We start from the raw sequence: 21,953 nt of genomic DNA, 5'->3' as shown, positions 1-21,953 counted from the left end.
CCGCCTCAGAAGGTCACGCCGAAGGCGACCACTACCGCTTCCTTGGTGCGGTTGCCGTTGAACCCGTCATAGCGCGAATAGCTGACGTTCAGCATCGACGACCGCGTGAGCTTGATGGTCGCGCCGGCAAAGCTGTTGAAATAGGTGCTTTCGTCGATGAATTCGTCGTAGCTGTTGGTGAATTCATGGTCGAGGCCGATGCCCACATAGGGCAGCACCTTGCCCGGCCCCGCCTTGGCCAGCGACAGCTTGGCGTAGGCCGAGCCATACTCGTCCGAGTCCTTGCCGTTCGGGCCGACCACCGTGCCGCCGAGCGAATTCGTGGTCTCGTCGAACCATGTCTTCTGCCACTGGGCGCCGAAATGCGGGCGCAGGATCCAGCCCTCGGGCAGCGACGGCAGATCCGCCTTGCCGAAGGTGCCGACCGCGTCCGCCTGCAGGTAGAGACGCTGCGAATCCTGGTCCCAGTCCAGCGTGGCGAAGGGCAGCGGGATCGACGTCTCAGCGCTGTCCCGGTGCCAGCTCGCGCGGAATGCGAGACCCCAGTTCGGGTTGAGAACCTTCAGCACATCGGCGCGGATCGACCACCAGTCGATGTCGCTCTCGCCGTCATTGTGGCGGATGTCGACGGCGTTGCGGTCCATCTCGACCCCGATCCCGAGCATCAGGTCCGGGTTCGGCGCATAGAGATATTGCACCGCGAAGCCATGCGCCTCGCTGTCGGATTCGAACTCGGTGCCGTTGGTCTCGGTGCTCCAGCCATCCGACCAGCGGTTCGTAGAGGTGAAGCGCAGGTAGGACGCGCTCTCGCTCGGGCCCTTGTTCAACCGCACCAGCGCGCTCAGCGGCGTGAGCACCTCGCTGACCCCGTCGGAATAGCCGTCGGCCGGGTTGCCCGGGATATTGGCCAGCGCCGAGATGCCGCGGCCAAAGGCGACCCGCGATTGCACCGCGCCGTAGCGCTCGTTCGAGGCCATGGTGCCCAGCAGGCCGGCCCGGCCCATATTGCCCAGAACCTGGATCGAGAGCGGCGGCGGACCGCCAGCCCCCGGCCCCTCCGGGCCCTGTGCCATCGCTGCCGTGCCCGGGCAAAGGGTAACCGCGCCCAGAGCGCAGGTCGCTATGAGTTTGAGCATTTCGCTCCTCCACTAATGTCAGTCAAACCGGGGCTCCCCCGCCCCGAGGTGAGGCGACGCGCCTCCGCGCCGCCGTCTCGCGCAAAACCGCCCTGTCACGCCCCGCCGGTCCGGCGCGGGCGCGTCCTGCCACGTCAGATCCGCGGCAGCGGCAAGCCGTCCCGGTCACGCCGGTCAGGCGCGTCCGTCACGGGCTTCTTGCAATGTCGTCCTTTCCTCCAAATGCGCCGCCCCAACGTCCCCCGTCGACGGCGCTCCTCCTCAGCGACTCGGAAGGTAGCGAGAGGCTCATGGAAAAGAAAAATTGATTATTTTGTGTTCATGTATTCACTGAATGAATACGTGACGTGATCAATCCGGCGTCTCGAGCGCATCGGCGGCGCAGGCCTTGAAGCTGTCGCGCAGCCAGATCAGCCCCGGGTCACGGCTGCGATGGGCGTGCCAGCGGATGCTCTGCCGCAGCGGCGCCACCTCGAACGGCGCCGGGTGCAGCGCCAGCCCGCCATGCGCCACCGCGATCTCGGCCAGCCGGCGCTGGATCAGGCCAATCCGGTCGGTGCCGCGGATCAGGTCCGGGATCGCCGAGAACAGGTAGGACGACATCACCACGCGCGGCACGATGCCGGCCTTGCGGATCGCCACGGCGGAATAGCTCTCCTGACCGGTGAGCGGCTCCATCAGCACCTGCGGGGCAGCCTCGAACCGATCGCGGGTCATCTCGGCCGCGCCATGCGGCCCGTCTTCCGCCACCAGCACCACCAGCTCGTCCTCGAACAGGATCTCGCTCGCGTGTTCGCTGACCCCGAGGTAATCCGGCACGATCAGCATGTCGGCCTCGCCCCGGTCGAGCAGCCGGCTGGGATCGGCATGCTGGGGGCGCAGGCCGAGCCGGATATTGGGCGCCTCGCGCGCCACCAGCGCCGAGATCCGCGGCCCCAGAACCGCCATCGAGTAATCCGACACCACGATGTTGAAGCTGCGCGTATCGGTTGCCGGATCGAACACCGGCCGGATGCGCGTGGCGCTTTCGACCCGCACCATGATGTCGCGCACCGGCTCCTGCAGGGTCTCGGCCAGCGGTGACAGCTCCATACCCCGCCCGACCTGCACCAGCAGCGGATCGTCGAAGAACTGCCGCAACCGCCCCAGCGCGTTCGACATCGCCGACTGGGTGATGAACATCTCTTCCGCCGCCCGGGTCACGCTCCGGGTCTTCAGCAGAATATCGAGCGCCGCCAAGAGGTTCATGTCGAGTTTGTTGAAGCGCATGCGGTCCTCTCCCTCACCAATTGATCCAGTGAATGACAGCCATTCATCGAAGCAATTTTCTAAATACCTCTGCGAAAGCTACACGATTGGCAAGCAAGATTCGCACCCGGTCCCGATCGGGTGTCGCCAGCAGGAGGAGGCTGTTCATGCGCATCATCGGACCCGATTATCTGGTGTTCGGCGTCGACGATCTGGAGGGATCGAAGACCTATCTCGAGGATTTCGGCCTCACGCCGGTGCAGCTCGACGACAGCGGCTGGCTCTACGAGACGCTGGACGGCACCGGCGTCATCATCCGCCCCAAGGACGACCCCAAACTACCGCCGGCGCTCGAGACCAGGAACATGCTCCGCCAGCAGGTCTACGGGGTCGAGGATACGGCGGCGCTCGACGCTATCGAGGCCGAGATGTCCAAGGACCGCCGGGTGACGCGGCTGGCCGATGGCGCGCTCGAGTTCAAGGACGATCTCGGCTTTGAGCTGCGCTTTCAGGTGACGATCCGCCGTCCGCTGTCGATGCCCGCCGAGAAGATCAATGCCCCCGGCGCCCCGGCGCAGCGCGCCGCCAACGAGCTTGGCGTCAGCGACGACATGGCCGCCCTGCCCCGCACGCTCAGCCACGTGGTGCTGTTCGTGCCCGACATGGACAAGATGGTGCAGTTTTTCTGCGACCGTCTGGGCTTTGTCATCACCGACGTGCTGACCGGCGCCGGCCCGTTCCTGCGTCCGGCGGCGAACGACGATCACCACACGCTGTTCTTCATCCGCACCCCCGCCTACATGCAGGGCTGCGAGCATCTCGCCTTCCACATGGGCGGGCCGACCGAGCTGATGGTCGCCGGCGACCGCTTCGTGCGCAAGGGCTACCAGAGCTTCTGGGGGCCGGGGCGGCACAAGTTCGGCTCGAACTGGTTCTGGTACTTCAACAGCCCGCTCGGCGTGCATTTCGAATACGACGCCGACATGGACAAGCACGATGACAGCTGGGTCGCTCGCGAGGCGCCCAACGGGCCCGAGGCGAGCCAGATGTTCCTGCTGCAATGGCGCGAGAAATGGGCCCCCGGCGGCGGCCCGGAAGGCGGCTCCGGCCAGCCATGAGCGCGCGCCAGCTCAGGCTCTGCCACAGCGGCGATGTGCCCGAGGGCGCGGCCCGCGGCTTCCTGCCGCTGCCCGACGCCAGCCGCAGGGTGATCGTGGTGAAGCGCGGCGGACAGCTCTTCGGCTACATGGATGCCTGCCCGCATTACCGCGGCGGCACCCCGATGGCCTGGCGCCGCGACGCCTATCTCAACGGCGCCGGCACGCATCTCGCCTGCCACGCCCATGGCGCACTTTTCGACATCGAGACCGGGGCCTGCGTGTCGGGCCCCTGTCTGGGACGGAACCTGACCCGCGTGCCCCTGAACAAGGCGCAAGACGGGTCCATCAGCGTCCCGGCTCATGTGGCCGGACGCGCAGCACGGGAGGGCTGATCATGGCAGCGGTTCACAAGGTACTGATCATCGGGGGCGGCTTTTCGGGCATGTCGGCGGCGATCATGCTGGCGCGCGGCGGGGTGGAGACGGATCTGGTCGAGATCGACCAAGGCTGGCGCAGCTACGGCGCCGGCATCAGCCTGCACGGGGCGACCCTGCGGGTGTTCGACACGCTCGGCATCCTCGACGCCTTCAAGCAGACCGGCGCGGCGACCGACGGGCTGGTGGTGCGGATGCCGCACAACGATCAGGTCATCGTCACCATCCCGACCCCGCCGATGCCCGGCACCGGCCTTCCGGGCAATGCCGCGATCATGCGCCCGGCGCTGGCCGGGCTGCTTTCCGAGGCGACCCGCGCCGCCGGTGTCTCGGTCAGGCTCGGCTGCAGCTTCGCGGCGCTGGAGCCGGATGCCGAGGGCGTCTCGGTCACCTTCACCGATGGCAGCAGCGCGCGCTACGACGCGGTGATCGGCGCCGACGGGCTCTACTCCAAGACCCGCGCCACGCTGATGCCGGATGCGCCGGCGCCGCAATATGTGGGCCAGGCGGTCTGGCGCGCCGAGCTGGCCACCCCGCCGGAGGTCGAGACCCTCAACATGTGGCTCGGCAAGGGCCTCAAGGTCGGCATCAACCCGGTCTCGGAGGGCCGCAGCTACCTGTTCCTGACCGAGGACCGCCCCAGCAATGACTGGGTCGAGGAGGCCGAGCTGCTGCCGCGCATGAAAGCCATGCTGGCGGCCTTCCCCTCGCCGATCCTGTCGGCGGTGGCAGAGGGGCTGAGCACCGAGAGCAAGCTGATCTATCGCCCGCTCGAGAAGCTCCTGCTGCCGCAGCCCTGGCATGTGGGCCGGGTGATGCTGATCGGCGACGCGGTGCACGCCACCACGCCGCATCTCGGCGCCGGCGCCTGCATCGGCATGGAAGACGGGCTGGTCATCGCCGAGGAACTGCTGCGCGCCGAGACCGTCGCCGAGGCCTTTGCCGCCCACGAGGCGCGGCGCTGGGAGCGCTGCAGCATGGTCGTCACCAACTCGGCCCGGCTCTCGGAGATCGAGGTCACCGGCGGCGACCAGGGCGAACACAACGCGATCATGGGCCGTTCGATGATGGCCCTGACAGAGCCGGTCTGAACCGGAGAATTCCCGCGCGAACGGGGACAGGAAGGGCCGGCGGGGGAGCCGGCCCAAGGGAGAGGAAAACCAGATGAGTGATACCGGATTGAACCTGGCAGCGATGAGCGCTGCGCCGGGCATTCGCAGAATCGGCGCAGCGGCGCTGGTGGTCGGACATTGCGCGGGGCTTGTCGACCTCGTGGCGCTGCCGGTCTGGGTCGGCGCGCTGATCGCGCGCTACGGCTTCGGCCCGCAGCAGGCCGGCGGGCTGGTCACGCTGTTCCTGATCGGCGCAGTGCTGGCCAGCGTGCTGACCGCGCGCAACTTCAACTACCTGCCGCGCAAGGCGCTGGCGGTCGGCGGCTACGCGCTCTCGGCGGTGGCCTTCCTGCTGGCCTCGCGGCAAAGCGCCTTCCTGCCGCTCGCCGGGCTGCACCTGCTCGGCGGTCTGGCCACCGGCACCGCGCTCAGCCTCGTGCACGGCACCATGGGCCGCGCCGGCAACCCGCACCGCCTGTTTGCCGTGGCCGGCATCGGGCTCGGCCTCTTCGGCGTGCTCTACATGGGTGCGGTGCCGCAGCTGCTGATCCGGCACGGCGGCGCGGCGCTGTTCCTGAGCTTCGGCGCGATCATGGCCGTTGCCACCCTCGCCATGCTGATCGCGTTTCCTGACGCCGGCGGCAGGGCTGACGGCCCCGCCCCGCGCACACCGCTCGCCACCGGGGTGATGGCGGTGGTTGCGGGGGTCAGCCTGATGACCTTCAACCAGGCGATGGTGTTCTCCTTCGTCGAGGTCATCGGCAACGCCCGCAACTTCGCCCCGCAGGCCATCGTCGGCACGCTGATCGCGCTCGGCGTGGTGAATTTCGTCGGCCCCGCGCCGCTGGCCGCGCTGCTCGAGACGCGCCTCTCGGCGCGCAAGGTGGTGCTCGGCGGCCCGGTGGTGCAGGCAGCGCTGGCGCTGGCGCTGACCTTCGCCACCGCCTTCACGGTCTGGGCGCCGGTGGCGGCGGTGTTCGTGGCGGTGCAGATCTTCACCCACACCTTCGCCTTCGGCCTGCTGTCGCGCATGGACCGCTCGGGCCGCGCCGCGGCGGCGACGCCCGCCATGCTGATGACCGGATCCGCGCTCGGGCCGATCATCGGCGGCATGCTGATGGAGCGCTTCTCGATCGGCGCGCTGGGGATCACGGCGGTGGTCATCGCCGCGCTCTCGGTCGCCTGCTTCGCCCGCGGCACACGCGACACCGCCTGAAACACCTGACCGGACCCACCCGCGCGGCGGGTCCAGACGACTGAGGAGGAGACCCAAATGTTCAAACGTCACGCAACCGCGCTGGCGCTGCTCGCCTGCACGGCGATGCCGGCGCTCGCCGACACCAGCTTTACCGTGCTTGGCAGCGGCGGCGGTCCCATCGCCCGTGCCGACCGCTCGCAGCCCGCGAACCTGCTTCAGGTCAACGGCCGCAACATCGTCGTCGATGCCGGCGATGGCCTGTCGATCCGCCTTGCCGGCAAGCGCCTGCGCATGGGCGATGTCGATGACGTGCTTCTGAGCCACCTGCATTTCGACCATGTCGGCGGGCTGCTCGCGGTGCTCGGCCAGCGCTTCCAGACCAACCCCGACAAGCCGGTGATGATCTACGGCCCGCCGGGCACCAAGGCGCTGATCGACGGCATGGTCGAGGGCATGGGCCCGGCGATGGAGGCGGCCTATGGCATGGAGGACGCCCATATCATGACAGCTGAAGAGCTCGTGCAGGTGCAGGAGATCCGCGGCGGCGAGCGCTTCACCCTCGGCGATGTCACCGTGACCACCGCCAAGAACAGCCATTACAGCTTTGCCCATGGCAGCGATCTCGACGCTAGGTACGAGTCGCTCTCGTTCCGCTTCGACACCCCCGACCGCAGCATCGTCTATACCGGCGATACCGGCTGGTCGGAGGCGGTGATCGAGCTGTCGCACGGTGTCGACCTGCTGGTCTCGGAGCTGATCGACCTGCCCTCGATCATGGAGACCGTGCGCAAGACCGCGCCCGAGCATCTGGTGACAGAGATCGAAGCGCACCTGTCGAGCCACCATGTCAGCCCCGAAGAGATCGGGCGCATGGCGGTCGCGGCGGATGTCGGCAAGGTCGTGGCCACCCACATCGCCGCCGGCGCCCGCATCACCCCGGAAATGACCGACGACTGGGTGCGTCAGATTTCGGCGATCTATGGCGGCGAGGTCGTCATCGCCGAGGATCTGCAGGAGTTCTGACCCGAGGCCCCGGGCATTCAGCGCGTGAATGCCCGGGATCATTCCTTTCCATTTTCCGAATGGATCGTGCCCGACTACCTCTCGCGGGAGCGGCGCCGCCGCGCCCCATCCCGAAGACCCAAGGAGCCTCCTCATGGCGATGTTCAACTACTTCCCCAACTATGTCTGGAACCTGACGGTCTCCATCGCGCTCGCCTCCGGGGCCGAGATCGGCGAGATCATGGACATGTGCCAGCCGCTGCTCGAGAAGGCGAAGAACGGCGAGGATGCAGGCACCCGCGACTTCATGGTCGAATGGGTCCGCGTCGCCGACAAGCTGACCGAGATCGCCACCGAGGAAGAGGCCGAGGGCAAGCTGCTATCGGCCGGCGACAAGCTCAAGCGCGCGGCGCTCTACTATATTCTCGCCGAGCGCATGCAGGGCCAGGGCGATCCCGAGCGCATGGTTACCTACCGCAAGGGCCTCGCCAATTTCCTCAAGGGCACCGACTATGCCGGCGAGACCGTGCGCCGCTTCGAGATCCCCTATGGCGACAAGGTGATCCCGGTGCTCTACACCCCCGCCGAGGGCGTCTCCGGCCCGGCGCCGGCGGTGGTCTATCTCAACGGGCTCGATAGCTGCAAGGAACTGCTCTATTGGTCCTACCTGCCCCACGCGCTGGCCAAGCGCGGCATCGCCACGCTCTGCGTCGACCAGCCCGGCACCGGCGAGAGCCTGCGCCTTCAGGACATGCCGGCGCATCACGACAGCGAAGCCTGGGGCACCCCGGTCTACGAATGGCTCGCCGCGCGCGAGGATGTCGATGCGCAGCGCATCGGCATCACCGGCATCTCGCTCGGCGGCTACTACGCGCCGCGGGTCTGCGCCAACGAGCCGCGCTATGCCGCGGGCGCGGTCTGGGGCGCCAACCACAACTGGGCGGAGGTGCAGCAGAAGCGTCTCAAGCGCGAAGGCGAGAACCCGGTGCCGCATTACTGGAACCATGTCATGTGGGTGTTCGGCGCAAAGGACATGGACGACTTCTTCGACAAGGCCGCCGGCTTCTGCCTCGACGGGCAGATGGAGAAGATCAAGGTGCCGTTCCTCGTCACCCATGGCGGCAACGATCGCCAGATCTCGCTCGACTATGCGCATCAGAGCTATGACCAGCTGGTGAACGCCCCGCGCCGCGACCTGAAGATCTTTACCGACCGCGAAGGCGGGGTCGAGCATGTGGGCGCCGACAATATGACCTACGGGCGCAATTTCATCGCCGACTGGTTCGCCGAGACCCTGGGCGGCCGGCTGACGGCGGAGGGCTGAGATGCGCTTTGCCACCCTGCCCGACGGCAGCCCGGACGGGCGGCTGCATCTCGTCAGCCGCGACAACGCGCGCTGCATCCCCGCCGCGGGCGTGCAGAGCCTGCGCCTGCTGATGGAGGACTGGGCCGCCCATGCCGCCGCGCTCGAGACGCAATATGCCGCGCTCAACGCGGGCGGCGGCGCGCCCTTCGACCCTGTCACCGCGCTGGCGCCGCTGCCGCGCGCCTGGCAATGGCTCGACGGCTCGGCCTATGACAGCCACGGCGCGCTGATGCAGAAGGTCTTCGGCCTGGATCCCAACCCCGTTGGGCGGCCGCTGATGTATCAGGGCATGTCGGACCGGTTCCTTTCCGCTACCCAGGACGTGCCTCTGCCCTCGGAGGAGGACGGCATCGATTTCGAAGGCGAGTTCGGCGTGATCTGCGACAGCGTCCCGATGGGCAGCACGCCCGCCGAGGCCGCCGCGCGGATCCGCCTCGTGGTGCAGATCAACGACTGGTCGCTGCGCGCCATCGCGCCGGTCGAGATGAAGACCGGCTTCGGCTGGATCCAGGCCAAGCCGGCCTGCGCCGTGGCTCCGGTCGCACTCACTCCGGACGAGCTCGGCCCCGCCTGGCGCGATGCCCGCGTCGACCTGCCGCTGCATGTCGCGCTGAATGGCACCCCCTTCGGCCATGCCGAGGGCTACCCGATGAGCTACGGCTTCGACGCGCTGCTCGCCCACGCCGCGCACTCGCGCGATCTGGTGGCGGGCACGGTGCTGGGCTCGGGCACGGTCTCGAACGACAACTACCGCGAGGTCGGCTCCTCCTGCCTCGCCGAGCGCCGCGCCATCGAGATGCTCGACGCGAACGACGCCCATACGCCCTACATGGGGTTCGGCGACCGGGTGCGGATGGAGTGCCGCGCCCGCGAGGGCACGCCGCTCTTCGGCGCCATCGACCAGCAGGTCATCAGGGGAGGACGGCCATGAGCCGCAGGATCATCGACCTTTCGGTCACGCTCAGCAACGACGTGCCGGCCGATCCGCCGGGCATGGAGCCCAGCATCGAGTACATGGGCCATGCCGGGGGCGCGCGCCAATACGAGGCGATGTTCGGCATCCCCGTCGCGCATCAGCGCGATGGCGCCGGCGCGGCGGTCGAGCGGCTGACGCTGACCACCCATAACGGCACCCATCTCGATGCGCCCTGGCATTACCACCCGACGATGGATGGCGGCGCTCGCGCCATCACCATCGAGGAGGTGCCGCTCGAGTGGTGCATGGGGCCGGGGGTGAAGCTCGATTTCCGCCACCTGCCCGACGGCCATGTGGTCAGCGCCGCCGAGATGGCCGCCGAATTCGCCCGCATCGGCCACGATCTTCAGCCCGGCGACATCGTGCTGGTCAACACGCGCGCCGGTGCGCTCTACGGCCAGCCCGGCTACGTGGCGGCGGGCTGCGGCATCGGCCGCGAGGCGACGCTCTGGCTCACCGAGCGCGGCATGAAGGTCTGCGGCACCGACGCCTGGAGCTGGGACGCACCGCTGAAGGCGGTGGCCGAAAAGGCCAAGGCGACCGGCCAGTGGGAGCTGTTCTGGGAGGGACACAAGGCCGGGGCCGACACGGTCTATTGCCACATGGAGAAGCTCGCCAATCTCGAGCAGCTGCCCGCGACCGGCTTCGAGGTGATGTGCTTCCCGATCAAGGTCGCCCACGGCTCTGCCGGCTGGTGCCGCCCGGTGGCCCTGCTCCCGGACTGACCGGCACCAGGCGCCCGGCGGCCTGACGGAAACCGCGTTCGACACAAAAAAGGGCCGCCCCGGCGGGCGGCCCTTTCCTTTCCGCGCGCATGAGACGCGCGATCAGCCGTTGAGCTCGGTCCAGGCCATATCCTCGCCGCCAAGGCCGCCTTTCTGCACCCGGGTCGGCAGGCCGATGCGGTCGAGGATGGTGAAGAACGGCTTCGGATCCATCTCCTCCACGTTCTTCATGGTCTTGGCGTCCCACTCGCCGGTGGCGATGAGCATCGCCGCGGCGACCGGCGGCACGCCGGCGGTGTAGGAGATGCCCTGCGAGCCCACTTCCTCGTAGGCTTCCTTGTGATCGGCCACGTTGTAGACGAAATACTCGACCTCTTCGCCGTCCTTCACGCCCTTCACCAGATCGCCGATGCAGGTCTTGCCGGTATAGTCCGGCGCCAGCGAGGCGGGATCGGGCAGGCAGGCCTTGACCACCTTCAGCGGCACCACCTCGTTGCCCTCGGCCAGCTTGACCGGCTGCTCCGACAACAGGCCGATATTCTTCAGCACCGTGAAGACGTTGATGTAGTGATCGCCAAAGCCCATCCAGAAGCGCACGTCGGCGTCGGGATAGTTGGTCGCCAGCGAATGCACCTCGTCATGGCCCGACTGGTATGCCTTGGACGGGCCGACCACCGGAAGATCCCACTCGCGCCCGGAGGCGAACATGGTGGTTTCCTTCCACTGCTTGTCTTCCCAGTAATAGACCACGCCGGTGAATTCGCGGAAGTTGATCTCGGGGTCGAAATTGGTGGCGAAATACTTGCCGTGCGAGCCGGCGTTGATATCGACGATGTCGATGCTCTTCACCTCGTCCATCTGGTCGATGGCAAAGCGGGCATAGGCGTTGACCACGCCCGGATCGAAGCCCGCGCCGAGGATCGCGGTGACGCCCTTCTCGGCGCAGCTGTCGCGGCGCTTCCACTCGTAGTTGGCATACCACGGCGGAGTCTCGCAGATCTTGTCGGGCTCTTCGTGGATCGCGGTGTCGATATAGGCGGCGCCGGTCTCGATGCAGGCGTCGAGCACGTGCATGTTGACGAAGGCGGTGCCCACGTTGATCACGATCTCGGCGCCGGTCTTGCGGATCAGCGCAGCCACCTCGGCCGATTGCGTCGCGTCGACCGCGTGCGCCTCGAAGGCACCGTCGACCTTCATCGCGCCCTTGGCATGCACGCTCTCGATGATCGCGTCGCATTTGGCCTTGGTCCGGCTGGCGATATGCAGGTCGCCCAGCACGTCGTTGTTCTGGGCGCATTTATGCGCCACCACCTGGGCGACGCCGCCGGCGCCGATGATGAGAACGGTCTTCTTCAAGACTTTACCCTCCTTGAACTTTAAGTGGGTGCGCCGCGAGGCGCGGTCGTGTCACGACAGGGCCGCCGCGAAATCCTCGTATCTGAAGCTGCGCACGAGGCGCTCGGTGCCGTCAAGCTCGCGGATGGCGATCGACGGCATCTGCACGCCGTTGAACCAGTTCTTCTTGACCATCGTGTAACCCGCAGCATCCTGAATGCTCAGCCGGTCGCCGGCCTGCAGCGCCTTGGGAAAGCGGAACTCGCCGAAGATGTCCCCCGCGAGGCAGGACTTGCCGCAGATCATCCACTCCTGATCGCCGCTTTCCATCATCTTGGCGCTCTCGCGATAGATCAGCAGATCCAGCATATGCGCCTCGATCGAGCTGTCGACGATGGCGAGGTTCTTGCCGTTGAACAGCGTGTCGAGCACCGTCACCTCGAGCGTGGTCGATTTGGTGATCGCCGCCTCGCCGGGCTCGAGATAGACCTGCACCTCGTTCTCGCCGGCGAAGCGCTTGAGCCGCTCGGCCAGCTTGTCGAGCGGGTAGCCCTCGCCGGTGAAATGGATGCCACCGCCGAGCGAGATCCAGTTCATCCGCTTGATGAGCGCACCGAAGCGGGCCTCGATCTGGCCCAGCATCTCGTCGAAGCGCTCGAAGCTCGCGTTCTCGCAGTTGTTGTGGAACATGAAGCCCGAGATCAGCTCGGCCACCGGCTCGATATCCTCGGGCGCGTGCTCGCCGAGACGTGAAAACGGACGCGCCGGATCGGCGAGGTCGAAGCCCGAGGTCGAGACGCCGGGATTGACCCGCAGCCCGCGGGTGTGATCGCGGCTCTGCGCCTCGAAGCGTTGCAGCTGCTGCGCGGTGTTGAAGATCACCTTGTCCGACGAGGCCAGCACCTCGTCGATCTCGTGCGGGGCCCAGGCCACGGAATAGGCATGGGTCTCGCCAGGGAACTTCTCGCGCCCGAGCTTCACCTCGAAGAGCGACGAGGAGGTGGTGCCGTCCATGTACTCCGACATCATGTCAAAGACCGACCAGGTGGCGAAGCATTTCAGCGCCAGCAGCGCCTTGGCGCCGGACTGCTCGCGCAGATGGGCGATCTTCTCCATGTTGGGCAGGAGGCGGGATTTGTCGATGAGGTAGTAGGGCGTCTGCATGCGCGTCAGGACCTTGGCTGCGAGGGAGGCGTGATGCATCGGGCGGGGCTGTGTGGGGGCCACATAGTCCGACTGACCCCACGTCGCAAGCTTGCAGGGGGGCACGGGCCGCTTTTTCCGCCTGTTTCTCGGCCTGTGACGGTGAAAAGCCGAGTGCCGGGAACCGATGGGCCCGGGCGCAGGTTGGCACAAAAGCGCAGAGGTCGCATGGCAATTCGCCCCCGCCGGCCCTAGATTGCGCAGGACGCAAGAGGCGGAACCCGCATGCGCTTTGTCTGGATCACGCTTGGAACGCTGGCCCTCGGGCTGGGGCTGCTCGGCATCGTTCTGCCGGTGCTGCCGACCACGCCCTTCGTGCTGCTGGCCGCGTTTTCCTATGCGCGCGGCTCCGACCAGATGCACCGGATGCTGGTCGAGAGCCGGCTCTTCGGCCCGATGATCGCCGACTGGCAGGCCGAGGGCGCGATCTCGCGCCGCGCCAAGATCACCGCCGCCAGCATGATGCTGCTGGTCTTCGCCATCAGCCTCTGGATGCGCCTGCCGTGGCCGGCACTGCTGTTCCAGGGCCTCGCGATGGGCGGGGCAGCCACCTACGTGCTGACCCGGCCGCTGCCGGTGCGCGACCGCTGAGCTCAGAGCCCGTCGAGCACGTCTCCCATGATCGACGCCGTCTCCGACCAGCGCGGCAGCGCGCGGCCCTCGGCCCGCGCCTTGCGGGCCAGCTTTGCGCGGGCGCTGTCATCGCTCAGCAGGTGGCGCAGGTGGGCAGCGAAGGCCTCCGGGTCGTCCGGCGGGGCCAGCAGCGCCCCCTGCCCCACCGTGTCGGGCACCGCACCGCTCGCGCAGGTGACGATGGGCAACCCGTGGCAGAGCGCCTCGGCCAGCGCCATGCCGTAGCCCTCGTAGCGCGTCGCCAGCGCGAAGACCCGCGCCTCGCGATGGGCCTGCGCCAGCGCTTTGTCCGAAAGCTCTCCCGCCAGCGCGACCCGCCCGGCCAGCCCGGTCTCGGCGATCAGCGCGCGCAGCTCCGCCTCCACCGCTGGATCGAAGCTCTTGCCGACGATCTGCGCGGTCCAGTCGAGATCCGAGACGAGCTCGAGCGCCCGGATCAGCACGTCATGCCCTTTGCGCCGCGCCAAGAGCCCGACCGAGAGGATGCGCGGCCCGGCCTCGACCCGCGGCAGATCGCGCGGCCCGTCATAGCCCGGCAGCGCCACGGTGATCTTGCCCGGATCGGCGCCGAGCTCGGTATAGGTCTCTTTGGTGTGCAGGCTGGTCACCACCACTGCCCGGGCGAGCCGGATATTGTCGATCTCCTGCGCCAGCAGGTGCCGCGAGAGCGCGGGGGAAAGCCCCTGCTCCATGCCCATCGGGTGATGCAGCATCGCCACCACCGGGCAGCGCAACCGCGCCAGCCCCTCGGTCTTCATCGCCGCGAAGACCAGCCCGTCGAGGATCAGCGGCTGATCCTCCGGCAGCGCCTCCAGCACCCGCGCCACCTCTTGCCGCAGCGCCGCGCTTTGCTCTCCTGCCGCCGCCTCGGCGGGCAGCATCACATGGGCGACGGCGCGCCCCGAGGCCTGCAGCTCCTCCAGCAGCCGTCGCTGGTAGATGAACCCGCCGGTCTTCTGGCGGTGATCGCCGGGGATCGCGAAGGCGCAGGCTCTCATCGTGCCAGCTGCTCGGCGTTGGTGCGCGCCAGCACGACCCGCTCGAGCGCCACGACAGCCCCATGCGCCAGCACCGCCGCCAGCCCGATCAGCGCGATGGCGCTCCACAGCATGCCGTAATCCGAGGTCGAGGCCACCGTCGCCATGAGCGCGCCCACGCCGCGCCCGGTGGCGAGCCATTCCGCAGTGGTCACCGCAAGGATCGCCGCCGGGATCGCCATCCGCGCCGAGGCGAAGAAAGCTGGCAGCATCGCCGGAAGCTGAGCCCCCAGCATGCACCGCCAGCGCCCCGCCGCGTAGACCTCGAAGAGGTCGAGCACCGCGCGCGGCGTGCGCGCGAGCCCGTGCAGGCAGGCGACCAGCGTCGGGAAGAAGATCATCACCGCGACCACTGCGATGGTGCCCGCCGCCCCCCGCCCCAGCGCCCAGGCGATCAGCGGCGCGGTGGCGACGATGGGGATCGAGCGCAGCGCGATCGCCACCGGCATGGTGAGCGAGGCTGCGCGCGGCGCCAGCGTCAGCGCCACCGCGAGCCCCGCCCCGAGCGCCAGCCCGGCAAGGTAGCCCGGCGCCGCATAGGCCAGGGTCTCGCCCATCGCGCCGAGGAGCTTCTCCCTGTGCGCCTCCGCCCCCGGCCCGCTCACCATGTAGGCCCAGACGTCCTCCGGCCGCTTGGCGAAGAAGCGCGGCAGCGCGAAGAGCTCCATGGCGCCTTTCCAGAGCGCCAGCGTCACCCCGAGCGCCAGCAGCGCCTCGCCCGGCCCCTGCCACGCGCTCCGCCGCGCCTGCCCCGGTGCCGCCAGGAGCACCTGCGGCGGCGCGAGATCGAGCCTGCGCCCGGCCCAGCCCACGGCGGCGAAGGCCAGCACCGACACGGCGGAGGCAATGACCGCGATCGCCCACGTCGCCGGCAGGTCGAGGGCGCGCAGCGCCCGCACCGTCAGCACGCCAAGACCGCGCTCGGCACCGGTGAATTCGCCCACCATCGCCCCGAGAAACGCCGCCGGGGCGGCAATCTGCAGCCCCGCCACGAGATAGGGCAGCGCCGCCGGCAGCCGCACCTCGCGCAGCGCCACCATGCGCCCGCGCCCATAGCTGCGCACGAGATCGAACCAGCCCTGCGGCGCGGCGCGCAGCCCCACCAGCACCGGCAGGAAGGTGGTGTAATAGACCGCCAGCGCCGCCAGCGTGACCTGCGGCCCGTCGCCGGGACCATAGAGCACCCGCAGGATCGGCCCGGTCGCCACCAGCGGCAGGCAGAACACCAGGAGTGCCAGCGTCGAAACCAGGCGCTCGCCCCGCGGCAAAAGCACCACCAGAAGCGCCATCAGCACACCGGCGAGATTGCCCCAGACAAAGCCTCTGAAAGCGGCCCAGAGCGTCACCCCAAGCGCCCGCCAGAGCAGCCCGGCATGCTCCGTCATGTGCAACAAAATGGCGCTCGGCGCGGCGATGAAGAAGCTCTGCGCCGTGAGCCGCGCCACGATCTCCCAGAGCGCCACCGCCAGCACTGCACCGATCAGCCCGCCCCCCGGCAGACGCGTACTCCGCAGTGCCACCGCCCCGCTCATTGCGCCGCGAGCCGGCCCGGCGCCTGCCCCTCGCGCAGCGCCACCGAGACCTGCCCGCAGGTCTCGCGGAAGGCCTCCGAGGCCAGCACCACCGCGTCGCGCGGGCGCGGCAGATCGACGGCGATATCGGCGGCGATGCGCGCCGGGCGCGGGGTCAGGACGAGGATGCGGTCCGAGAGTCGCACCGCCTCGGCCACCGAGTGGGTCACCAGCACCGAGGTCGCGCCATGCGCCTCCCAGAGCGGCGGCAGCTCGGCGTTGAGCCGGTCGCGGGTCAGCTCGTCAAGCGCACCGAAGGGCTCGTCGAGCAGCAGAAGCTCCGGCGCGCTGGCCATCGCCCGGGCAATCGCCGCGCGTTGCCGCATACCACCCGAAAGCTCCGCCGGGCGCTGCGCCTCGAAGCCCGAGAGCCCCACCAGATCGATCAGTTCGGACACCGCGCCGGCATCGCGAGGGCGGCGCGCCAGCGAGCGACCGAGCGCCACGTTGCCGGCCACCGTGCGCCAGGGCAGCAGTGCCGCGTCCTGAAACGCCACCGACAGCGCGGCACGGCGGCGCAGGTCGTCGGGGCTCTCGTCGCCGATGCGGATCTCGCCCGAGGACGGACGCTCGAGCCCCGCGATCAGGCGCAGAAGCGTGGACTTGCCACAGCCCGAGGGCCCGACCAGCGCCGTCATGCTGCCGCCCGCGAGCCGAAGGTCGAGCGGCGCGACCGCCGGAACCTCGCGCCCCGGCGCGCCAAAGCTCTTCGAAACGCCGCTCAGAACGATGTCGGGCCGTGGTTCATCAGGCATCCCCGTGCCTCTCAGCCATGCACCTCTTCCAGGATCGAGCGATCCCAGAGATCGGCGCTCACCGGCTTGCCCAGCAGCGCCAGCGTCTCGACATTGGCGGCCACGGTCTCGTCGGTGAACCATCCGAAGCCCTCGGACTCGGTCAGATCCGAGAACATCAGCGGCACCTGCCGCTCGGCCTGCAGCTCCTGCGTCGCGAGATCGAGCCCGGCATCGGGGAACATCTCGACCGTCAGCGCGGCGGCGGCGGCGGGGTCGGCGTGGTAGTCCTGCCAGCCCATGACCTCGCCCTTCATCAGCGCCACAAGCTGATCGCGGCGGTTGGCGAGGCTGTCCTCGGTGGCGATATAGGTCTGCGAATGCACCGCGTAGCCGTGATCGGCGAGCAGCATCGTTACGCTCTCGACGCCCTGGATCTCCATTGCCACCGGCAGGTCGGTGGCCCAGCAGAGCAGGCAATCGACCTGCACCTGCACCAGCGGCGCGGGGTCGTATTGCGTCGGCACCACCTCGATTTCAGCGATGTCGACCCCATTGATCGAGCACAGCGCCTCGAGCACCGGCATGTTGGCCAGCGCCATGCCGATCTTCTTGCCGACGAGATCGGCGGGGCTGGTCACCGGGTTCTCCGCCAGCGAAGCGATGGCGAAGGGGTTCTTCTGCATGGCCACGCCGATGATCTTGAACGGCGCGCCTTGGTTGACCGCCGCGGCGGTGTAATCCGCCGCCGAGATGCCGACGAGCGCGGTGCCCGCCACCACCGGCGGCTCGACCGGCGCGTTCGGCCCGCCCGGCTGCAACGATACGTCGAGCCCCGCATCGCTCCAGTAGCCCTTGTTTTGCGCGATATAGCTGCCGCCAAACTGCACCGAGTGCAGCCAGGAGAGCTGGAAGTTGACCGCCTCCTGCGCAAGCGCGCGGCGTGGCAGCATCAGCCAGGCGGTGGCGGTGGTGAGGGCGCCGCCAAGGAACAGGCGGCGGCTGGGGGTGCGGAACGTCATGGCAAAAGTCCTCCCGGTTTTTCAGAAGATTAGGTTATTCACTTGGTGAAGCAATGTTTTGGGGCGATTGCCCCGGCGCGGTTTTCGCCCTTTGGATGAAAAACGCCCCCGGCAGGGCAGAAAGCAGCATGGCGAGACCGAAGGCGATGCTGGCGGCGATGCCGGCTTCGGCGCCGAGCCCCGCCATCGCGAAGAGGCTCGCCGCCGCGCCCTCGCGCCAGCCCCAGCCGGCGACCGAGGCGGGCAGCAGCATGGCGGTCAGGATCAGCGGCACGATCAGCAGCGCGGTGGCAGGGGCAAGCGCACTGCCGGTGGAGCGGGCGGCAAGGGCAAAGCCCGTGACGGTGAGCAGCGCGACGGCGAGCGACAGCGCCGCCTGCATGGCCCAGCGATTTAGCAGCGCGGTCTTCACGGCGCGGCGCCAGCCATCCTCGCGGCCGCCGGCGCGGTTTAGGCCCAACGGCACCAAGGCTAGGAGCAGCGTCACGAGCAAGCCCAGCGGCAGCCATGCGATGGCGGGCAAGTCAGCCGCCAAGACGGCCTGCGGCGCCGCCACCATCAGCATCAGCCCGAAGACCGCGACCAGCGCCATGCCCGCCTGCCCAGAAGCACGCTCGAGCACCACTGCCTGCGCGGCGCGGCGCATCGGCCCGCCCTTGCGGCTGCGCACCGCCCGCGCCGCATCGCCCAGCACGCCGCCGGGCAGGGTCTGGTTGACGAATTGCGCGAGGTAATATTCCCGCACGGCCTCGCTGCCGCCCAGCGGCAGTGACAGCGCCCGCGCCGTCAGCGTCCAGCGCAGCGCCGAGAGCAGCGTCACCGCGTGCAGAGCCACCATCGCCGCGACGAACCAGCCCAGCGACAGCCCGGAGAGCCGCGCCAGCACCGCGCGCCCGTCGGCGAGCCACAGGCACAGCGCGATCAGCGCCAGCGGCACGAGGAGGCGCAGCGCTCTCACAAGCCTCCCTCCGCCTCGAGGCTCGTGGCCGCCAGGAAGCGGTCGCGGAAGGCGCTCATCGACCAGCTCTCCAGCCTTGGATCGGGCGTCAGCCCCCGGCTCCAATCCCAGCCCTCGAACAGCGCCACCGCCTCGGGCGGCCCAATCAGGTGCACCGGCACGTCCATCCCGCCCCTCTGCGAGACGAAGCCCGCCGCCTGATGGTCGCCCAGCACGATCAGCAGCGGGGGCGTCTCGCGCGGCAGCGCGGCCCAGCTCAGCACCGTCTCGATGGAGTAGTCCAGCGCCCGCCCGTAGTGGTCGCGGATGGTGTCGCGATTGGCCCAGACCTCGCCCGGGCTCGGCCCCGCGACCGCTGCGGCGTCGAACACCCGACCGTCGCCGACCGCCCCCCACGGCACCATCTCGGCGACCGGCGTCCAGGGTGCGTGGCTCGAGATCAGCGCGATTTCGGTCATCAGCGGCACGCCCTCCGGCGCCAGCCGCTCATAGGCCGAGAGGGAGTACTGATCGGGCATCGTCACCCAGTTGTAAGGCACCCCCTGATAGCCCAAATCGGCGGCGGCCAGCACCGTGCCGAAGCCGAGCTGCGGCCCCTCGGGCCAGGGCATGACGATGGCCGGCGCCACGGCGACGCTCTCGTAGCCCGCCTCCTGCGCCAGCGTGAACAGCGTCTTGCGCGGGCTGGCCAGCAGCGCCCGGTAGCGGGTCTGGTCGCTGACATCGAGCCCGGAGGCCAGCGCGCCGTGCGCCAGCCAGCTCTGCCCGCCCATCACCGGCGAGGTGAGCCAGCCCGAGCGCGCCTCGAGCCCGGCCTTCGCAAGCGCGGCCTCGGCCGCCGCCAGCGTGGCGGTGTGGCGCTCAGCATAGAGCGGATTGTCATAGGCGGCGCGGCCATAGCTCTCGATGAAGACGATCACCACGTCGCGCCCGCCAAGCTGCGCCAAGAGCCCCTCGCGCCCGGCCCACGGGTCGGTCTCGGCGGCGCGGCGGAACTCGGCCAGCGCCGTGCGCGAGCGGCTGAAGTCACGCAGATGTTCGGCGGCAAGGCGCGAGGTGAAAGCGGCGCCCGGCGGGTTCCAGCCCTGCCAGCCGTTGAGCGCGGTGCGGATCTCGGCCGCCGAGAGCCCGGCGAAGACCAGCGCCACGGCGCCTGCCGCGACGCGCATTGACACCGGCAGGCGGCTGCCGGTGCGGGCCCAGAGCGCAAGCGCGCGGTAGAGCAGCCAGCTGATCGCCGCGAGCGCCAGCACCAGCAGCAGCCCTACGATCAGCGTGCCGACCACGCCGATACTGCCGGACAGAAGATGCAGACCGGCGGGCAGAAGGTGCATGTCGGCCAAGGGATCGAAGCCGCGCGAAAATGCCGTGTAGACGCCAAAATCCGCGAGCTTCACCAGCACCATGAGCAGCAGCGCCAGCGCCGCGATCCCCGCCAGCCAGACCGCCCGCCGCCCCAGAGCCAGCAGCCCCAGGAGCAGCACCGGCAGCTCAAGCGGCACAAGCCGCAGGGCGCGCCAGCTCAGCGCGCTCGGGTGGTTGGGCTGGATCAAGACGAGATCGATCAGCAGCGCCGAGGCGATGAGTCCGACAGCCAGCCGCGCGCCGCTCACCGGTGCCTCGCCAGCCAGAGCACGTCCACCGCGAAGGACCACGCGAGCAGCGCCAGCGCGATGAGCGCAATCGCAACGCTGAAGGGCGGCATCACCACGGGCGCAAGCAACACCACCAGCGCCCCGATCTGGATCACGCAGACCAGCTTGCGCCGGAAGCGCTGCGGCAACGGCGCCGCCAGCCACGGCAGCGCAAACGAGGCCAGCACGAAGAGATAGCGCATCCCGCCCAGAAGCAGCACCCAAACCCCCGCCGCGCTGCTCTGCCAGACCACCGCCGAGAGCAGCAGCGCAAAGACCGCGTCGACCTCCATGTCGAACCGCGCGCCCCAAGGCCCTGCAAGGCCGGCGCGCCGCGCGAGCGGCCCGTCGAGCCCGTCGAGCGCCAGCGTCGCCAAGGCCAGCACAAAGATCGCCCAGCCGGTCCGGCCTTCGGTCAGCTCGGGGCGCGAGAGCGGCACCAGCATCAGCGCCGCCAGCGCCAGCCGCCCGAGCGTCAGCGCGTTGGCATAGCCCAGACGCGGCGCGCGCCAGTGGCGCTGCAGGCAGAGCGCCACAACCGCGGCGCCCGCGGCAAAGCCCAGTACCGGCGTCAGCATCGGCCCCCCGGCCAGCACCCCGGCCCCGACAAGCAGCCCGCCCGCCAGCGCCAGCGCCAGCAGCAAGAGCGCCGCGAACGGCCCCGGCCCGCCGGGACCGGCATCGGGTGGACGGGACTCTGCGTGCGTGATGTGCATTCGAAATGAAGTGTCCCAGCCAGCCTCTCTGTCAAGCTGAGTGCTGTTTACCGGGCGGGAAGGTTCATATTAACGTGAGAAAAACCGCTCACGGAGGAGAGAGCGATGGCCACATTGTCAGAGGCCGCCCCCGCGCGGTATGCGCGCCTGTCCCGTCTGCTGCACTGGCTGACCGTGATCCTGGTGCTCAGCACCATCCCGGCCGGGCTGATCATGGTGCAGGAAGGGCTCTCGCGGCCGCTGCAGAACAGCCTCTTTCTCTATCACAAGAACATCGGCCCGGTGATCCTGATCCTCGTGGCGCTGCGCATCATCGTGCGCATCGTCAAACCCGCGCCGCCGATGCCCGCGAGCCTCTCGCGCCCGCAGGTGATCGCCGCCGAGGCGGTGCACGGCCTGCTTTATCTCACGCTGATCATGATGGCCGTCTCGGGGATCGTGCGGGTGCAGGCCGGCGGCTTCCCGATGGAGTTCTGGGATCCGCTGATCGGCGGCATGGTGGCCAAGAACGAGGCGCTCGCCAACACCGCGAAGGCCATCCACCATTTCGGGCGCTACGTGATGATCCTTCTGATCGCGGCCCATGTCGGCGCCGCCGCCATGCATGGGCTGATCAAGCGGGACGGCGTGTTCAGCCGGATGTGGCCGCCGGTCTGACCGCGCCTTCAGCCCGCCGGAGGCTCGAACGCATAGCCCACACCATAGACCGACCGGATCGGATCGAGATCCGATGCCGCCGAGAGCTTGCGGCGAATGTTGCGGATGTGGCTGTCGATGGTGCGGTCATAGACCTCGCTGTTCTCCGGGAAGGCG

The 21,953-nt window shown here is 68.9% G+C and carries 22 protein-coding genes; 10 read left to right on the top strand and 12 right to left on the bottom strand.

Annotated features, from left to right (window positions below; translation table 11 throughout):
• Positions 1-5: 5 nt before the first annotated feature.
• Both AC6RA4_RS06385 and AC6RA4_RS06380 read right to left on the bottom strand, forming a co-directional pair.
• Entirely contained in the window at positions 6-1,136 is a 1,131-nt protein-coding gene (locus tag AC6RA4_RS06385) for an autotransporter outer membrane beta-barrel domain-containing protein (protein WP_500158527.1), read from the bottom strand.
• Positions 1,137-1,487: 351 nt separating this feature from the next.
• A complete protein-coding gene (locus AC6RA4_RS06380; RefSeq protein ID WP_500158525.1) occupies positions 1,488-2,405 on the bottom strand; it encodes a LysR family transcriptional regulator in 918 nt (305 codons plus the stop codon).
• A gap of 146 nt (positions 2,406-2,551) precedes the next feature.
• Between AC6RA4_RS06380 and AC6RA4_RS06375 the strand changes: the two genes are divergently transcribed.
• The 8 genes from AC6RA4_RS06375 to AC6RA4_RS06340 all read left to right on the top strand — a co-directional run bounded on the left by AC6RA4_RS06375 (position 2,552) and on the right by AC6RA4_RS06340 (position 10,297).
• Entirely contained in the window at positions 2,552-3,502 is a 951-nt protein-coding gene (locus AC6RA4_RS06375; protein WP_500158523.1) for a VOC family protein, read from the top strand.
• A complete protein-coding gene (locus tag AC6RA4_RS06370) occupies positions 3,499-3,876 on the top strand; it encodes a Rieske (2Fe-2S) protein (protein WP_500158521.1) in 378 nt (125 codons plus the stop codon). The genes AC6RA4_RS06375 and AC6RA4_RS06370 overlap by 4 nt, the downstream gene beginning before the upstream one ends.
• 2 nt (positions 3,877-3,878) lie before the next feature.
• Complete coding sequence (locus AC6RA4_RS06365; RefSeq protein ID WP_500158519.1) at positions 3,879-5,009, top strand: FAD-dependent oxidoreductase; 1,131 nt, start codon at positions 3,879-3,881, stop codon at positions 5,007-5,009.
• A gap of 73 nt (positions 5,010-5,082) precedes the next feature.
• On the top strand, positions 5,083-6,246 hold the full coding sequence (locus tag AC6RA4_RS06360; RefSeq protein ID WP_500158517.1) for an MFS transporter: 1,164 nt from the start codon (positions 5,083-5,085) through the stop codon (positions 6,244-6,246).
• A gap of 57 nt (positions 6,247-6,303) precedes the next feature.
• Entirely contained in the window at positions 6,304-7,251 is a 948-nt protein-coding gene (locus AC6RA4_RS06355; RefSeq protein WP_500158515.1) for an MBL fold metallo-hydrolase, read from the top strand.
• 133 nt (positions 7,252-7,384) lie between these two features.
• A complete protein-coding gene (locus AC6RA4_RS06350) occupies positions 7,385-8,554 on the top strand; it encodes an alpha/beta hydrolase family protein (RefSeq protein ID WP_500158513.1) in 1,170 nt (389 codons plus the stop codon).
• 1 nt (position 8,555) lies between these two features.
• Positions 8,556-9,527, top strand: coding sequence for a fumarylacetoacetate hydrolase family protein (locus tag AC6RA4_RS06345; RefSeq protein ID WP_500158511.1), 972 nt, complete (start codon positions 8,556-8,558; stop codon positions 9,525-9,527).
• Entirely contained in the window at positions 9,524-10,297 is a 774-nt protein-coding gene (locus AC6RA4_RS06340; RefSeq protein WP_500158509.1) for a cyclase family protein, read from the top strand. The genes AC6RA4_RS06345 and AC6RA4_RS06340 overlap by 4 nt, the downstream gene beginning before the upstream one ends.
• Positions 10,298-10,399: 102 nt before the next feature.
• On the opposite strand, the gene AC6RA4_RS06335 is transcribed toward AC6RA4_RS06340, so the two are convergent.
• Entirely contained in the window at positions 10,400-11,653 is a 1,254-nt protein-coding gene (locus AC6RA4_RS06335) for a saccharopine dehydrogenase family protein (protein WP_500158507.1), read from the bottom strand.
• Between the two features lie 51 nt (positions 11,654-11,704).
• Positions 11,705-12,796 carry a carboxynorspermidine decarboxylase gene (locus tag AC6RA4_RS06330; protein ID WP_500158505.1) on the bottom strand — a complete coding sequence of 364 codons (1,092 nt, stop codon included), beginning with the start codon at positions 12,794-12,796 and terminating at the stop codon, positions 11,705-11,707.
• 264 nt (positions 12,797-13,060) lie between these two features.
• On the opposite strand from AC6RA4_RS06330, the gene AC6RA4_RS06325 reads away from it, so the two are divergent.
• Positions 13,061-13,426, top strand: coding sequence for a YbaN family protein (locus AC6RA4_RS06325; protein WP_500158503.1), 366 nt, complete (start codon positions 13,061-13,063; stop codon positions 13,424-13,426).
• 2 nt (positions 13,427-13,428) lie between these two features.
• On the opposite strand, the gene AC6RA4_RS06320 is transcribed toward AC6RA4_RS06325, so the two are convergent.
• The 7 genes from AC6RA4_RS06320 to AC6RA4_RS06290 are packed head-to-tail and all read right to left on the bottom strand — an operon-like array spanning position 13,429 to position 21,140.
• Positions 13,429-14,466 carry a glycosyltransferase family 4 protein gene (locus AC6RA4_RS06320; RefSeq protein WP_500158501.1) on the bottom strand — a complete coding sequence of 346 codons (1,038 nt, stop codon included), beginning with the start codon at positions 14,464-14,466 and terminating at the stop codon, positions 13,429-13,431.
• Complete coding sequence (locus tag AC6RA4_RS06315) at positions 14,463-16,037, bottom strand: ABC transporter permease (RefSeq protein ID WP_500158499.1); 1,575 nt, start codon at positions 16,035-16,037, stop codon at positions 14,463-14,465. Before AC6RA4_RS06315 ends, AC6RA4_RS06320 begins: the two co-directional genes overlap by 4 nt.
• Positions 16,034-16,831, bottom strand: coding sequence for an ABC transporter ATP-binding protein (locus AC6RA4_RS06310; RefSeq protein WP_500158497.1), 798 nt, complete (start codon positions 16,829-16,831; stop codon positions 16,034-16,036). The genes AC6RA4_RS06315 and AC6RA4_RS06310 overlap by 4 nt, the downstream gene beginning before the upstream one ends.
• 11 nt (positions 16,832-16,842) lie before the next feature.
• Complete coding sequence (locus tag AC6RA4_RS06305) at positions 16,843-17,832, bottom strand: ABC transporter substrate-binding protein (RefSeq protein WP_500158495.1); 990 nt, start codon at positions 17,830-17,832, stop codon at positions 16,843-16,845.
• 34 nt (positions 17,833-17,866) lie between these two features.
• On the bottom strand, positions 17,867-18,790 hold the full coding sequence (locus AC6RA4_RS06300; RefSeq protein ID WP_500158493.1) for a lysylphosphatidylglycerol synthase transmembrane domain-containing protein: 924 nt from the start codon (positions 18,788-18,790) through the stop codon (positions 17,867-17,869).
• A complete protein-coding gene (locus AC6RA4_RS06295) occupies positions 18,787-20,403 on the bottom strand; it encodes a sulfatase-like hydrolase/transferase (RefSeq protein ID WP_500158491.1) in 1,617 nt (538 codons plus the stop codon). Before AC6RA4_RS06295 ends, AC6RA4_RS06300 begins: the two co-directional genes overlap by 4 nt.
• The gene (locus tag AC6RA4_RS06290) at positions 20,400-21,140 is read right to left on the bottom strand and encodes a CDP-alcohol phosphatidyltransferase family protein (RefSeq protein WP_500158489.1); all 741 of its coding nucleotides are present in this window, start codon (positions 21,138-21,140) and stop codon (positions 20,400-20,402) included. Before AC6RA4_RS06290 ends, AC6RA4_RS06295 begins: the two co-directional genes overlap by 4 nt.
• Positions 21,141-21,245: 105 nt before the next feature.
• Between AC6RA4_RS06290 and AC6RA4_RS06285 the strand changes: the two genes are divergently transcribed.
• Positions 21,246-21,797 carry a cytochrome b gene (locus tag AC6RA4_RS06285; protein WP_500158487.1) on the top strand — a complete coding sequence of 184 codons (552 nt, stop codon included), beginning with the start codon at positions 21,246-21,248 and terminating at the stop codon, positions 21,795-21,797.
• Positions 21,798-21,805: 8 nt separating this feature from the next.
• Here AC6RA4_RS06285 and AC6RA4_RS06280 read toward each other — a convergent pair.
• Positions 21,806-21,953 (bottom strand): helix-turn-helix domain-containing protein (locus AC6RA4_RS06280; RefSeq protein ID WP_500158541.1); only part of this gene is annotated, 148 nt, incomplete at its 5' end.

The organism is Salipiger sp. (assembly GCF_059781815.1).
The sequence above is the reverse complement of the archived record's forward strand: the minus strand, read 5'-3'. Positions and strand labels throughout refer to the sequence as shown.

Coding starts and splice junctions, on each gene's coding strand:
- AC6RA4_RS06340 (WP_500158509.1), top strand. CDS start 9,524: ATGAGCCGCAGGATCATCGACCTTTCGGTCACGCTCAGCAACGACGTG.
- AC6RA4_RS06350 (WP_500158513.1), top strand. CDS start 7,385: ATGGCGATGTTCAACTACTTCCCCAACTATGTCTGGAACCTGACGGTC.
- AC6RA4_RS06345 (WP_500158511.1), top strand. CDS start 8,556: ATGCGCTTTGCCACCCTGCCCGACGGCAGCCCGGACGGGCGGCTGCAT.
- AC6RA4_RS06360 (WP_500158517.1), top strand. CDS start 5,083: ATGAGTGATACCGGATTGAACCTGGCAGCGATGAGCGCTGCGCCGGGC.
- AC6RA4_RS06315 (WP_500158499.1), bottom strand. CDS start 16,037: ATGAGCGGGGCGGTGGCACTGCGGAGTACGCGTCTGCCGGGGGGCGGG.
- AC6RA4_RS06325 (WP_500158503.1), top strand. CDS start 13,061: ATGCGCTTTGTCTGGATCACGCTTGGAACGCTGGCCCTCGGGCTGGGG.
- AC6RA4_RS06330 (WP_500158505.1), bottom strand. CDS start 12,796: ATGCAGACGCCCTACTACCTCATCGACAAATCCCGCCTCCTGCCCAAC.
- AC6RA4_RS06305 (WP_500158495.1), bottom strand. CDS start 17,832: ATGACGTTCCGCACCCCCAGCCGCCGCCTGTTCCTTGGCGGCGCCCTC.
- AC6RA4_RS06385 (WP_500158527.1), bottom strand. CDS start 1,136: ATGCTCAAACTCATAGCGACCTGCGCTCTGGGCGCGGTTACCCTTTGC.
- AC6RA4_RS06375 (WP_500158523.1), top strand. CDS start 2,552: ATGCGCATCATCGGACCCGATTATCTGGTGTTCGGCGTCGACGATCTG.
- AC6RA4_RS06290 (WP_500158489.1), bottom strand. CDS start 21,140: ATGCACATCACGCACGCAGAGTCCCGTCCACCCGATGCCGGTCCCGGC.
- AC6RA4_RS06310 (WP_500158497.1), bottom strand. CDS start 16,831: ATGCCTGATGAACCACGGCCCGACATCGTTCTGAGCGGCGTTTCGAAG.
- AC6RA4_RS06365 (WP_500158519.1), top strand. CDS start 3,879: ATGGCAGCGGTTCACAAGGTACTGATCATCGGGGGCGGCTTTTCGGGC.
- AC6RA4_RS06380 (WP_500158525.1), bottom strand. CDS start 2,405: ATGCGCTTCAACAAACTCGACATGAACCTCTTGGCGGCGCTCGATATT.
- AC6RA4_RS06355 (WP_500158515.1), top strand. CDS start 6,304: ATGTTCAAACGTCACGCAACCGCGCTGGCGCTGCTCGCCTGCACGGCG.
- AC6RA4_RS06285 (WP_500158487.1), top strand. CDS start 21,246: ATGGCCACATTGTCAGAGGCCGCCCCCGCGCGGTATGCGCGCCTGTCC.
- AC6RA4_RS06320 (WP_500158501.1), bottom strand. CDS start 14,466: ATGAGAGCCTGCGCCTTCGCGATCCCCGGCGATCACCGCCAGAAGACC.
- AC6RA4_RS06370 (WP_500158521.1), top strand. CDS start 3,499: ATGAGCGCGCGCCAGCTCAGGCTCTGCCACAGCGGCGATGTGCCCGAG.